The organism is Candidatus Hydrogenedentota bacterium, assembly GCA_019695095.1.
Taxonomy (GTDB): Bacteria; Hydrogenedentota; Hydrogenedentia; order Hydrogenedentales; family SLHB01; genus JAIBAQ01.
Window position 1 is genome coordinate 32,721 of sequence record JAIBAQ010000026.1, and the last position, 13,677, is coordinate 46,397.

Genomic DNA, 13,677 nt, shown 5'->3' on the forward strand with positions numbered 1-13,677 from the left:
CGAAGTTCTCCAGTCGCGTCAAATTCTCGAAACGGAGCCTCCGCCAGTCGTCTGGTACTCGTCCAATCACGTATATTGCCAATTCATCATAAATGCAGTAGCCTATTCGGGTGTCTTACTGCAGGGCAAACGACGGAGGGGGAACTATGCCTCAAGCAAACGTGGAGTCCCGGCTCGAGAAAGCCTACGTAGAAGCGAAGTCGCTCGATATTGACTTGAACACGGCCCGCATCATCGTGTTCTCCGATCAACACAAAGGCAAGGGCGACGGCGCGGACGATTTCCGGGACTGCAAACGCGCCTACCATGCCGCCCTCGGCTACTACCTTGAAAAAGGACATAGCCTATTCATTCTGGGCGATGCGGAAGAACTCTGGGAATGCAAGGCGCAAGACGTAATCGCGCGTTACGGAGACACCCTGGAATTGGAGCGGAAGTTTGCGAGCGAAGGCAACCGATACGTCCGGTTCTTTGGAAACCACGACCTGAAATGGAGCAAGGACGTCGAGGTTATGAAGTTCCTCAAACCCATCTTGGGAGACGGCCTGGAGGTCGTAGAAGGACTGAAACTTCGTGTACTCAAGAAGGGCAAACCGCTGGGGACTCTGTTCTTCGTTCATGGACATCAGGGAGATCCCGCAAGCGACGACTTCGCCAGTTTCAGCAAGTACGTCGTACGGTACGCGTGGGGAACATGGCAACGTCTCACTGGAACCAAGTCCGCGACGCCGGCCACCGACTTCAACCTCCGCAAGGAACACGAACTTGCGATGTACGAGTGGGCCAGAACGAAGAAGGATGTCGTAATGATAGCCGGCCATACCCACCATCCGGTGTTCGAGTCCACTTCATTGTCGGCAACCCGGTCCAAAGAACTCCAGGAACTGAAGGCAGGATTGAAAGGGCTGAAAGGCGCCAAACTGGCTCAGCAGCAAGAGAAAATAGCCCTCGCTTCCGCGAAGCTAAACTGGGCGCAAGCACAACATCCCGACTCCTTCGCAGAGATAGAGAACATCAAGCCCTGTTACTTCAACAGTGGATGCTGTTGCTTCTCGGACGGCGATATTACCGGGATCGAAATCTGCGACGGTTCAATCCAGCTCGTTCGTTGGCCTGACGACAACGGCGATCCAGCGCCAAAGGAGTTTGAGAATGCAAGGGCGAACCTCGAAGAGGTCTTTGCCGCTTGCGCCAAGTAGACCTACTGTGCAGGCGACGAGCAGACGCCCCTCCCCGCGGAAAGCGTAGACACTTCTATGCCAAACAGCATCAACAGTCTTTCGGCTTCCGCTTCGTTTCCGCGAATCTTGGACAAGGCGCGCAAGTTCTCGCGGGTCGATTCCATAAACGGGTCAAGGTGAAACGCTCGGTGGACAGAGGTCCAGGCCTTCTCCGTTTCTCCGAGCGAACATTGAACAGTTCCAAGATCGTTCCACGCTTCGGCGCAATCGGGGCAAACCGCGGTAGCCGCCGCAAACGAGTGAAGAGCATCCCCCAATTTTGAGGCGCCGAATTGCTCCTCACCCAGCGCGACAGCCCGGCGCGCCCTCTCCCGGTTGGAATCCGATCGTGTGCGCGCGCATGGACTGGTTCCGTGCTCTTTCAACAGGCGCAGAATCAGGTCGACCGTGCGCTCCGTTGCTCTCCCATCCAAGGAATGGTTGAAGCGCCGCACGCTATCCACCCTCCGTTTAAGCAGCGTTGCGCGGGTCGCTTCGTCTGTTAATACCGCCTCCATGCACTCCGCAATCTCGCCAGTTGCCGAAGCGATAAGGACGGCATCCTCTCCGCGGAAAAGCGGTCCCAGCCCCTCCCGATAGAGGCACGCGCCGGCGTCCTCCAAGTCCACGTTAATCACGGGCAGTCCAAGCAGCATCGCTTCGATTCCGATGTTCGACTGCGTGCACAGATACACATCCGCCGCCGCCAGGCTCTCGTAGACGGGAAGGCGATCGACAACAATGTGGGACAATCCATTCGCTGTCGCCTCGCTCAACAAATACTGCAGTGGCCGAATGTCGCTGAATGGCGTCGGGCGAGGACGAATAACGAACTGCCATTCGGGGTGCTTTCGCGCCGATTCGGCAAACGCCTGTAGAACGCCTGCCGTGTTGTCGATGTGATGTAACGGATATTTCGCCGCGGTTGCACAGATACGGCTTGCATCGGTCATGGCGTACACAAATACGGGGCGATCTGCATCGAGACCCCACGCGCGGCGCGCCGATTCGCGCACATGCGGGAGTGGCGGACGGCACAGGCGATCCCAGCGCGGGTTCCCTGTTACGAAGATGCGCTCCATGTCGAAGTTGAAAGAAGCATGCACTTCCTTCTCGCGCTCGCTGAAAACGGCAACGTACTTCGTGCGAAGTCCATGATGCAATGCCAGCTGGGTGCCACACATGATGCCGTGCTGGCGGCAAAGCGTGGGAATCTGCGCTTGATGCGCAAGTTCGATCAAAGCACGGCTTTGAGGCAGCATGTCATCGGATGTAACCAGAAAGTCGAGGCCGCGCTCAGCCAAACGCTGATGAAATGCAGACTGGAGCATGGTCACCATGAACCCGTGCTCGCGCATGATCCGCGCGATGGCTTCGCGCAACGGCCTCCACGCGACGGACGGGATCTCTGGAAAATCTCCCTCAAACGACAGCCGCAGTGTTTCATCCAAGACGTGCCGCAACACGTTTGCCAGGGCCTTTCCGTTCGCCCCTGCCAGAGCTTCGGTCATACGCTTCTTGAGACTATCGATTGCGACGCCCGCCAGGGATTCAGTGCTTGGAGTCTCCCCCGGCAAGACGATCTCCAAGTCGGCGCGAGCGCACAGCGCTTCACTCAAATCAAGCTCGCCTTGAATCAAGTTTAAAAGTACGCTTGGTTTCACGGCTGTTCTGCTCGGGCCGCAAGAAGAATCGGGACAACTTCCTGCAATAGATCGAACTCTATTGCTTCGCCCAGATTCAGGCCGTCTTTGCAGAGCGCTTCGGCTATCGCAGGGTGCTTGTGCCACGAACGGACAAACCGCAGTGTTTCAGCATCCAGCGGCGCGAGCCCGGGCAAATCCTCGTCTCTTCGCTCCCGGAACTCGCGCCAGCCTTCTTCTACTCTGTGTCCCCCCACAGCAGACCCTTCCGCTGTTACTCGACTCCCGTTAGCTTGAACACGTACGCGTGCGCGCACGGAACCTTGTCCGGCGTGAGTTGTGGCACGTCGATCACTAGCTTGCCGTCTGCGGTCTTGCACGCAACCGGCGAGTCCACGCCCAGCATCGATACCTTCACATCCGCGCCGGGCTTCACATTGGCCAAGGTCAACGTCTGCCCCGGCCACTGCAGGCAAATCGCGTAGACCGCGCCTCCCTTGGTCGTATAGCGAACCAATTCTCCGTCGCTCACTTCACGCCACTTGGTGGTGCCATAGATGGCCTCGCCGTTAACGTCAAGCCATTTGCCCATATCGAGCAAGCGCTGCTCCATAATGGCGGGGATTCGTCCGTCGGCGGTGGGGCCGATATCCAGCAGAAGGTTCCCGCCGCGGCTCGCGCAATCGATGAGCAAATGAAGCAGCTCGGTTGCCGAACGGTAGTTCTCGGCGCTTTCGTTGCGGTTGTAACCGAACGACTTGCCCATGCCCTGGCACTCTTCCCATCGCTGCATGTCGGTCAAGCGGCCTTTCGGCAAGTGCCCATACTCCGGCGTCGCGAAACCGCCGTGAACGTTACGGCATTCCTTGCCCCAGCGGTCATTCACAACGACGTCTTTCGGCGCGTTGGATTCGTTATACAACCACGCCAGGAACTCGGTGCTCTTCCACTCCGCGCTCGGCCGATCCCATTCACCGTCCGGCCAGACGATATCCGGCTTGTAACGCTGCACCAGGTCCTTGAGCTGGGGAAGCATGTGCTGATCGACATATTGATCGACATTCGAAAGGTACAGCGGGTTGTACCACTCATAGATGGAGTAGTAGAAGCCCATGCGCAGGCCCGCGTTGTGCACAGAAGCAATCAGATCGCCCGCTAGATCTCGGTGAGGACCTACGTCAACCGCGTTCCAGTTCCACGCCTGCGCGCTGGGCCAAAGGCAAAATCCCTCGTGGTGCTTCGACGTCAGTACGATGTACTTGGCCCCCGACCGCTTGAATACGTTGGCCCACTCGTCCGGATTGAACAGTTCCGCCTGGAACATCGGCACAAAGTCCTGGTACTTGAAGTCCGCGCCGTATGTCTTCTCGTGGAACTTCCAGGTCTCCCCATTCTTGTCCTGCATGTGATTCCAATACCACTCGGCGTACTGGTCCTTCGGTCCCCACGACGGCACCGAATACAGACCCCAATGAATGAAAATGCCGAACTTTGCATCGGCGAACCACTGGGGCAGTGGACGTGTGTCCAACGATTCCCATGTCGGTTCATATTTGGTTTCCTGCGCGGCCGAACCAACGGCTACGCCAACTGCGATAGCAACCGCGGCGAGAATCAAACGGTATTTCATCTGCCAGCTCCCTCCCATTGAATGCAGCTCTCTATCCCAATAATCCGAATTGCCAAACGTGATTCAGCGGCCCGTGACCCGAGCCCAATGCCAACGAGCGCCGAATGGCCTCGGTTACATAAGACTTCGCGGCTTCTACCGCTGTGACGGTACTGCTGCCTTTCGCCAAGTATGCCGTAATCGCGGCAGACAGCGTGCATCCCGTTCCGTGCGTGTTCTTGGTGTCGATGCGTGACGCGCGAAACGTGTGAAACGCGCGTCCGTCATACAACAGATCCTCGACAACGTCGCCGCTCATGTGGCCGCCCTTAATCAGCACGTGACGCGGCCCCAGATCGTAGATCTCGCGGGCCGCATCCTGCATGGCATCCGCGGTCTCGATGGGACTGCCCGTAAGCACGGCAGCCTCCGACGTGTTGGGCGTCACCACGTACGCCAGCGGCAGAATATGGCGAATGAGCGCTTCTCGCGCGGATTCCTGCAACAATGAGTCGCCGCTCTTGGCCACCATCACCGGATCGACCACGAGCAAATCGATGTGATTGCACCGCACGCTTTCGGCCACGGCCTCGATGATCTCGGCGTTCGACAGCATCCCCGTCTTGGCGGCATCCACTCCGATATCGCGTGCCACGTGATCGATCTGCAGCGCCACAAAATCCGCGGGCACATCATGAACGCCCGCAACTCCCTGCGTATTCTGAGCCGTCAACGCGGTAATCGCCGACATGCCGTACACGCCCAGGGCCGTAAAGGTCTTCAGATCGGCCTGAATACCCGCGCCCCCGCCCGAATCGCTTCCGGCAATGGTCATCGCTTTTGGAATACGCACATCACCCACGAATAAGAACTCCCGCGACACAGGCGGTCATGAAACACGCCAGCGTGCCGCCGATGAAGGCCCTCACGCTCAATTCGCACACCTCGCCGCGCCGCTCCGGAACCAGCACGTCAAGCCCGGCAATCATGATTCCCGCGCTTCCAGGATTGGCAAATCCGCACAGAGCGTACGTGGCAATCACGACGCCGCGTGGCGACAACGTGCCTTGTTCAATACAGGTCTTCAAATCAAGGTATGCAAGGAATTCGTTCAACACCGTCTTCTTGCCCAGCAGCTGGGCAAGCGTAGCCGCATCGCTGGATGACACACCCAGCAAATAGGCGAACGGACGAAAGACGACAGCCAGCACATCGACGAATGTATATCCTGTGACCGACAACATCAAGTCCAGCAAGTGTACCAATGCGATGAAGGCAATGATCATGGCTGCCACCTGCAATGCCATCGCCAACCCTTGTGACGTGCCTTGCGCCGCGGCATCAATTACGTTTCGGCTGGATGTCTCGATGCGCACGCGCGCATTGCCCGACGTTTCGGGGCAACCGGTTTCCGGCACCATGAGTTTCGAGATGACAATGGCAGCCGGCGCGCTCATCAATGAAGCCGTGAGCAAATGGCCAGGCTCCGCGCCGAACGTGGCATAAATGATCAATACACTGCCCGCAATCGTCGCCATGAATGTGGTCATCACGGTGCACAATTCCGACCGCGTCATCTTGCCAAGGTATGCCTTGACCGCCGTAACCGACTCAATCCCTGTGAAGATGAGCAACGCGGCGGCAAAGGTCTCCGCGCCCGATGTTTTCAACGTGCGCTTCATGAGCCACGCAATGGCCTGCACCACGACTTGAATGACTTTCAGGTGCTGAAGGATTGCCGCGAGTGCAGACACGAAGATGATTACCGGCAGTACCTGAAATGCCATCAGCGCGTTGATGTTCGTGTCTTCCACCAGATTCCCGAACACAAACCGCGACCCGACGGTCGTGCATTCGGTCAATACGGTGGTGACGACTTTCATGCCGCGAAATACAGCGTCGTGCAACGATGTGTGAAGTATGAGAATGCCTATTCCGAATTGAAGTACTACACCCCATACCACCAAGCGCCACGGTGCGGCCTTGCGATTCTCGGACATCGCCCACGCCATGCCAATCAGAACAAACAGACCCAGTAGGCTTACCAGTCGCAGAGACATCCCATCTTCCCACGTTGCGAATCAGGCCGTCATCAACCCCGTACAACGACAACGCACATCAGCGAAGGACCCATCGCGCAATGCATTAGTCCGGATTTCTCACGAACACACTCTAGCCTATTTCGTAACCGGTGTGCTTGCGAGACTTGCGGCGAATAGCAAAGCGGTTCTCCCAAAATAGAGTGTGTTCGCGAGAAATCCTTATGGCATAACCTCAAAGTCCTGCAAGTGAGCAATTTGCGTCGGCGCTCAATCGCGCCGATGCAAATTGCGGATTAGGGCGTACTATACCCATAACGTGGGGTTGCGGCAATGCCAGATGCCATGAATTGCCTGACAGCATAGATCGAGCCTTTACCCCGCGCGGTGTGGTGGGGACCGTGTCGATAGCGAGGGGTGACGCGAAAAGGAGACCTTCCCGATCGCGCATGGCCAATTGGGTCTTCAGGCCGCCTCGCCTGCATCCGGGGGGTCGCCGCGCAGGGCGTCCTGAGCGCGCCACCGGAGGGCAACCAAGGTCATGTCGTCGGCAATTTCGATGTCCTGGGTGTGCAGTTGCACGTCGCTGCGCACTCGCGCGATGAGTTCTTCCAGACTGAACCCCGTGCACCCATTCAGGACTTCGCAGAACCGCGCCTCTCCGTAGAGCCGATTATCCGCTCCTCTGGCCTCCGTGATGCCGTCGCTATACAACACGATGGTGTCGGCGGGATCGAGCAGGACCTCCCGGTCCTCAAATTGGCAGTCCGCCTCGACGCCAAGCGGCATACCCCATTTGCTTCGCAACGCCTGCATGCGCCCGGAATCGGCGCCCACGATCATGGGCGGGTTGTGCCCTCCCTGCGCATACCGCAATACACCGTTGTTGGCGTCAATGACCATGTAGAACATCGTAACGAAACGGCCGCTTGCGCCCACGCGCTTGCACAAGGCATTGTTGGTTCTCGAGAGCACGGCCGCGGGCGATTCGAGATCTTCGGCAATTGCGCGGAAAATGCTCCAACATTCGCTGGTGAGAAGGGCCGCTGGCAATCCCTTGCCCGTGCCGTCGCCAATGGCAACGCCAATACGACCCGGACCCAGCGGTATAAGATCGTAAAAGTCGCCCCCCACCTCGCGCGCGGGATGAGACCACCCCGCCACCTCCAGGCCTTCGACGGCGGGAGCTTGCTCCGGCAACAGGGACCGCTGCATTTCCGCGGCAATGGCGAGTTCGCTTTCAAGTCGCTCCCTCGCGGAGGTCTGTTCTTCAATCTCCCGCATCTGACGCTGCAGCGAATCGGCCATTGTGTTGAAGGCCGTCGCCAGCCGCTGCATCTCGTCCCGTGTGTCCAGCGAGACCCGGTGATCGAGGTTGCCCTTGCCGAACTCGCGCGCTCCCTGCGCCAAGACCTTGACGGGGTGCGACAAACCGCGGCTGAGCAACATGATGACCAGTACGGCAACAAGAATGGTGATCGCACTGAGCGCGAACAAGTAGGCAAACGTGCTGCGGATAAGCTGCCGACCCTCATCGGTGCGGTGCTGAATATACAAAGCGCGTGGCTTTTCGCCTTCGTTTCCCCGCAACCGGGTCACCACGCCAAATTCATACCCGATGGGGCGCGTCTGAAAACTCCGCGTCTCCTCCTTGTCGTTGAGGAATTCAACGCAAAACCGAATGACTCCAGAGTCGGCGATACGTTCACGTGGCATATCCTGCTCTCCCACGGAAGCAAGGACCGTCCCGGACGAATCCACGACAAGCATGCTGGCCACATCCAAATCAGGGAAGAATCGGTCGAGTACATTCTGGACCGAGAATTCGGATTGTATCCCTTCGACGAGTTGCTCACCTGCGCCCACTTGGATAATGCGGGGCTTGTCGACGCCGCTGACGCCCACATACTTGAACTTCTTGCCGTCCGAGTCGCGTGGCTGAAAGTCCTGAACAATGGGCATCGCGCCGGGTTCCAGCAGCGGGTAAAAAACGTGGCTCTGCGGATTAAGCGCGGGGTCTGGCGTGATCTGAAGCGGAGGCACGGGATTCGCGCCGATATAGATGCGCCCACTCTCGTCGGTTACCCACAGATCGTCGATCAGTGGATACCCTTTGAGCCTCTTCGAGTCCGTGACCACCCGCTTCAGCTTCTCCGAGATCGCCTCGGGCGACAGCTTCGCTTGGTTTTCCGCCGTATCGACCAGCTCCGCGAGCATGAGCGCGCTCACCACCATCTGCTCACCCACCCGGTCCATCACGCGCCCCGGCAGCGACGCCCCATACTCGATGTTGCGCGTCGAAAGCTTGGTCACCGTCAGACCAAACCGGCGATAGTGTTCCGCGATGGAGGCTATCGATGCCAGAAGAACGATGAAGGCCATGGCGCTCACGGCCGCCACGATGAGCATGCTCATCGCAATGCTCAAACGCGTCTGGAACCGCAACGCCATTACACGTCCTTAGTCAGATGCGACCAGGCCTGCTCCTCGGCTTCAATCGTGAGTGAACGCGCATACCGGAGGATTGCATCGTCGAGCGCCCCGTACATGGTGAACATCTTGTCCAGGTTCGTGATCTCGAACACGCGCTGTATGTCCTTGTTGAGCCCGCACAGGCGCAAACCGCCTCCGGAATCCTTGCACACTTGATGGATCCGCAGAAGCTCCGTCAGCACGGTACTCGACAGGTACTGCACCCGCTGGAAATCCAACAGCAAGTTGAGCCCCGGGTGCGCGGTTGCGTACTCCAGGACCTCTTTGCCGAATTGCGTCACGTTAAGGGCATCCAAGACGCTCGCTGCGTCAATGTGGCCAATCGTGATCACGCCTCGCTCTTCAAAACGCAACAACTGTTGCTCACTCATGAGGCGCTCCTTCCTTACACAACGCCTTTCGACGCATCCGCATCTCCAGGCAATGTTCCTTCTTGTCGTACTTCACTTCGTCCATGCAATAACGGATGAGACAGATGCCCCGGCCGTTCATATGATCGCAACCAGGCAACGTGACCGAATCAGGATTGAATCCTGCTCCCTGGTCATACACCCGGATCACGCAGACTTCATTTTCTTCAGTGACTTCAATGCGCACCGAAAGCCGCTCATCGCAGTGGTTGCCATGGGTGACCGCGTTGACCAGGGCTTCCTCCAGGCACAACTGCGCGTAGAATATCTGGTCGCGCGTAATCCACCCGCGTTCGATAAGTTTGGCGAGCGCTCCGTTAAGCGTATCGCCCAAGGCCTCAATCGAGCTGTGAAACTCTTTGACGAATATAGAGTTACCCACGCATTTCGCCTGCGCTGTCACCATCGCGAAAACCTCGCCAGCACCGCCAGGAGGTCCCTGCGTCCGTGCGTTCCAATACAAATGAAACGGTGCAATCCCCTGCCGGATTCCCTACGGCATATCCGCTCCATGCCCGCAAGTTCTTCCCCAGAACCCTACAAGCAGCGTAGAGCCAGCACCGCCCCATCCGGCGAAGCTGGCCACACCGCGAAGAATACCATAAACCGTAAAACCTGCAAAGCCTCTTCCGGCTCCTCCGCAGAGCCCTCCGAGGTCCCAAGATGCAGTCGCGGAAACAATGAGGACGCCGCCCCAGGCAAAGACGCAGCCCCCACCCAAAGGACGCTCTAAGGAGCGGAGCATCACGCTCGCTACAAAGCATCGGGAGCGAGCAAATGCGTACTGCCCTTTTGCTCGCTCCCGTCAGCCCCCCCTCGATGCCTCGGTGAATTCACCGGAGCATACGAAGTATTGAGCGGATTGTCCGCGTGTTAGACCACCACCGGTAAGCGCCGGCGTAGACTTTTGGACTAGAACTGAATATTGCCGGAGACAACTTGAACCATTCCCGCCGACAGCGGCGATTCGGTTCCGTACTTCAAGAACGTCACGTGACCGTCCATGTACAGCACGTTGCTCCCGCCGGGAATGTGATTCATCAAACCGGGCACTCGGGTGGACACGTCGTCCCACATAATCCAGATGTCGCTCTGCGCCTTGGCGGACGCTGCCGGATTGTTGATGTCGGAGATAAAGAACCGTTCGATGCCTTCCCGAAGGCGGCGGACCGCTCCAAAGTCTTCGTCGAATTTGTCGGCATCCGTTGCTTCCACTTTCGGCACCGTCGAGATAAACGTCATGAAATCCACAACATCGGCGTTGGCCGTGTTGACGTCCCCGACGGTCACGGTCGTGAGACTCGGCCCATTGACCGGGTCGGCGAACACAAGTTCGTCGCTGAGCGCCCAACCCCAGTAGTTATAATCGTGGGACCGGATGTTGCAGGGCAGGATTTGGTCGGTGGTCGGATCGTTGTTCAAATACCACTCGACGCTGTTATTTCCCGATGCCGACGGGCACAGAAGCACGTTGATGTCTGTCAAATATTCAGGGTACAACTCATTCCCCTGGAATTGCGTGTCGATCGGCCAATCTGCCGTCCCGACATTGAACTCGTCGCAATTCGCCCCCGAATAGCTGTGCATATGCGGATACTTTTCGCCCTTTGACTCGCCCGCGTACATTTTGAAGATGACGCCCAATTGCTTCAGGTTGTTCTGGCAACTGGCGCGGCGGGCCGCTTCACGCGCCCGCGCAAGCGCAGGCAGCAAGATGGCCGCCAGGATGCCTATAATGGCAATCACCACAAGCAATTCAATTAACGTGAAACCCCTCTTTCGCATCACTAACACCTCCAGTTACTGCTTGGTACTTCTAAATCAGAAATGCTGGCGTCGAAATGCAGAGTTAATGTCCTATCCCCCTTTCCCCCGTATTGCGTGGTCTTCGCTTAGCCTGGCTGCGAAGATTCAATTGCCTCGGTCTGGGTCTCCTGCTCCAGGAACTCGTAAGCGCGACGCATCGTGGCGGCGTAGTCCCACTCAGTCGCAAGTGGCCGCCATCCCCATCCATCAAGGAACCACTGGGCGCACTTCAGCAACTCTTTCACCGGTTCCGTTATGGCGAACTCCTCAAGAGGCGCCGATCCGCGCATTGCCGCGGCTATACCATCTGCCATGGTCCAAAAAAGAAAACAAAGCGACTCAGGACGAAATCCCTCGGGTAGCACAAGATCGCCCTTCGCAACGGCATCCTGGGTAATCGTCAACAGGACGCGAAACATGTCCGCGTCAATGGCCCTCATCTGCGCCTGCTGGACCTCGGACACGCGCTTGGCAATCGATTCGTCACCGATTGTGGCCAGAATCCGCATGTTGTCCGAATAGCGCTCGCTGTAAATGGCCATCGCCTCGCTTACCGCCATCAATCGCTCGCGGGGGTGGCCAGGAAATAGAAGCGCCCGCTGCATGGATGCAAGCAGTTCCCGCTGGCACGCAATACCCAACTCGACCAATAGACCCTCCTTCGACCCAAACCGGTCATAGAGGGTGGCCCGGCTGAACCCCGTGACGTCGGCCAAACGGCTCACCGTAAGCTCGTGAATTCCCTCATCAAGGAAGATTCGGCGCGCGACCTCAAAGAACATCGCGTCGCGCTGAAGCAACTCGCGTTGCTTGCCACGGACAGGCTTCCCTTGACTCTCAATGCTTTCTGGTTCGGACATTCATTCCCCACTTGCGACGGGCGTCACTTTAGATACATATGTAAGAATCCGACAACTGTCATAATATGAAATCTTCCTGTTTCTGTCAAGGGGCCGCGCCTAAAAGGCAGGGTTCTCGTTCTGTCGTATTTGTTCCCCGGCCGTTTGGCGTTGTACTGAGCGAATAACTGCGGGAGCGCGGGCTACAGCGGTAGAAACAGTAGTCAGGCGAACAGCCCCCTCTCTTGAGTGCAGACTTTAGCCTGGGGTGAGATTCGTGCCTCAGACGCCAATCGAGACCCCAGGATCCAACCACACCCAACGTGAACCCTGTAAGGGCGTAGGCAACTTACGCTGTCTGTTTCTTAGGAGAGACCACGGGAAAGATGTCTCTATACCCGCATGTAACTGATGCGTAATGGCTTACGATTACTATGCTTTCCATGAATAGCCTCCCGCTTGGGGCATATCCACAGTGCATTGTCCCCAGACGCAGCCCCACGTTGACTCCCTTCCAGAGACGCTCGGATGAAGCGTATACGCTAAGGATCAAGAGTATGAGCAGGCACGGAATTGTCAATGGCCGAACGTACTGGCTTCTGGGTGTGTGTGCAACGCTCCAAATGCTGGTTGCGGGTGTGGCGTTCGCTGGTATCGATTTTCAGGTTGCGGCTGGCGACTCACACATCCTCGCCGCCGCAAAGGTCGAGTACGTTGACTTGCTTACAAAGACTCTGGAGACCAAGCGCGCGACTACCCAAGTGGCTGTCACGGACTCGCGCGAGTTGGCGCAAGCCGGCGAAAACGCGGACGTCATGGAATGCGTCGTGGCTCAGTTGGCGACGGAGACGAACGAGTCTGCGGTCCGGCTTCGCGACACGGGACAAGTTCAGCAGAGCCGGCAGGTGCTTGAAGAAAACGCCCGTGTGCTGCGGGAGAATGCGGCAAAGTACAATAGCCAGAAACTGGAAAGCCTCGGCAAGACCAACAGCGATCAGGCAAACCAGGTTGCCGACCCGCAACGCTGGAAAGCGCTACGGAAATCCATGACCAAGGGACAGTACGACATCAAGCAACAAACAGGGAAGTGAGCGCATCGCAATGCTACGCGGGGAATCGGATGCGGAGATCATTCGAAAAACACTGGCGGGCAACCGCCATGCTTTTGAGGCGCTGATTCAGCGATACAACCGGATGGCGTATGCCGTGGCCTTCGCGCGCCTCGGCAACCATCAGGACGCGGAAGACGCCGCTCAGGAAGGATGGTTGCAGGCCTTCTCGACCTTGAACCGTCTTCGCGATCCGGAACGATTCCCCGCGTGGCTGGCGATTATCGTGCGCAACGTCAGTGTGAATGCCGGACGCAACCGGTGGCGCAGAAGCTCCTTGGAAGAAGTGGGAGATACGCTGGTGGTGGACTTCCGTGAAAGTATGGAAAACGCAGACATACACCGCGCGCTGTGGGCCCAGATTGCCACGATGACTCCCGACTTCCGGGAAGTGCTCACCCTCCATTACCATGCAGGGCTTAGCACGGAAGAAATCGCGGACTGGACCGGCCTATCCCGCGAAACCGTTAAGAAGCGGCTGCAGCGCGCGCGCAGCGCCTTGAGCGAAC

General features: G+C 57.8%; 13 protein-coding genes. 3 read left to right on the forward strand and 10 right to left on the reverse strand.

The window, feature by feature from the left end:
* Positions 1 to 146 precede the first annotated feature (146 nt).
* Positions 147 to 1,199, forward strand: a complete 1,053-nt coding sequence (locus tag K1Y02_06775) for a metallophosphoesterase (protein ID MBX7256049.1) — start codon at positions 147 to 149, stop codon at positions 1,197 to 1,199.
* A 2-nt stretch (positions 1,200 to 1,201) separates the two neighbouring features.
* Here K1Y02_06775 and K1Y02_06780 read toward each other — a convergent pair whose 3' ends face one another.
* The 10 genes from K1Y02_06780 to K1Y02_06825 form a co-directional block, all read right to left on the reverse strand.
* Positions 1,202 to 2,884 carry a hypothetical protein gene (locus K1Y02_06780; GenBank protein ID MBX7256050.1) on the reverse strand — a complete coding sequence of 561 codons (1,683 nt, stop codon included), beginning with the start codon at positions 2,882 to 2,884 and terminating at the stop codon, positions 1,202 to 1,204.
* Positions 2,881 to 3,120, reverse strand: a complete 240-nt coding sequence (locus K1Y02_06785; protein ID MBX7256051.1) for a hypothetical protein — start codon at positions 3,118 to 3,120, stop codon at positions 2,881 to 2,883. The genes K1Y02_06780 and K1Y02_06785 overlap by 4 nt, the downstream gene beginning before the upstream one ends.
* A gap of 17 nt (positions 3,121 to 3,137) precedes the next feature.
* The gene (locus K1Y02_06790; GenBank protein ID MBX7256052.1) at positions 3,138 to 4,493 is read right to left on the reverse strand and encodes an alpha-L-fucosidase; all 1,356 of its coding nucleotides are present in this window, start codon (positions 4,491 to 4,493) and stop codon (positions 3,138 to 3,140) included.
* Positions 4,494 to 4,524: 31 nt separating this feature from the next.
* Positions 4,525 to 5,307, reverse strand: a complete 783-nt coding sequence (gene thiD / locus K1Y02_06795) for a bifunctional hydroxymethylpyrimidine kinase/phosphomethylpyrimidine kinase (protein ID MBX7256053.1) — start codon at positions 5,305 to 5,307, stop codon at positions 4,525 to 4,527.
* Positions 5,308 to 5,326: 19 nt separating this feature from the next.
* Positions 5,327 to 6,532, reverse strand: a complete 1,206-nt coding sequence (locus K1Y02_06800) for a NupC/NupG family nucleoside CNT transporter (protein MBX7256054.1) — start codon at positions 6,530 to 6,532, stop codon at positions 5,327 to 5,329.
* Between the two features lie 444 nt (positions 6,533 to 6,976).
* A complete protein-coding gene (locus tag K1Y02_06805; protein ID MBX7256055.1) occupies positions 6,977 to 8,962 on the reverse strand; it encodes a PP2C family protein-serine/threonine phosphatase in 1,986 nt (661 codons plus the stop codon).
* Entirely contained in the window at positions 8,962 to 9,375 is a 414-nt protein-coding gene (locus K1Y02_06810; GenBank protein MBX7256056.1) for an STAS domain-containing protein, read from the reverse strand. Before K1Y02_06810 ends, K1Y02_06805 begins: the two co-directional genes overlap by 1 nt.
* Positions 9,368 to 9,796: an ATP-binding protein gene (locus tag K1Y02_06815; protein ID MBX7256057.1), complete on the reverse strand. Its 429-nt coding sequence runs from the start codon at positions 9,794 to 9,796 to the stop codon at positions 9,368 to 9,370. The genes K1Y02_06810 and K1Y02_06815 overlap by 8 nt, the downstream gene beginning before the upstream one ends.
* A gap of 530 nt (positions 9,797 to 10,326) precedes the next feature.
* Positions 10,327 to 11,199, reverse strand: coding sequence for a DUF1559 domain-containing protein (locus K1Y02_06820; GenBank protein ID MBX7256058.1), 873 nt, complete (start codon positions 11,197 to 11,199; stop codon positions 10,327 to 10,329).
* 107 nt (positions 11,200 to 11,306) lie between these two features.
* Positions 11,307 to 12,080, reverse strand: a complete 774-nt coding sequence (locus tag K1Y02_06825) for a TetR/AcrR family transcriptional regulator (protein ID MBX7256059.1) — start codon at positions 12,078 to 12,080, stop codon at positions 11,307 to 11,309.
* Positions 12,081 to 12,616: 536 nt separating this feature from the next.
* On the opposite strand from K1Y02_06825, the gene K1Y02_06830 reads away from it, so the two are divergent.
* Positions 12,617 to 13,150: a hypothetical protein gene (locus K1Y02_06830; protein MBX7256060.1), complete on the forward strand. Its 534-nt coding sequence runs from the start codon at positions 12,617 to 12,619 to the stop codon at positions 13,148 to 13,150.
* Positions 13,151 to 13,160: 10 nt separating this feature from the next.
* Positions 13,161 to 13,677: sigma-70 family RNA polymerase sigma factor (locus K1Y02_06835; protein MBX7256061.1), on the forward strand; the 517-nt coding region annotated here is incomplete at its 3' end.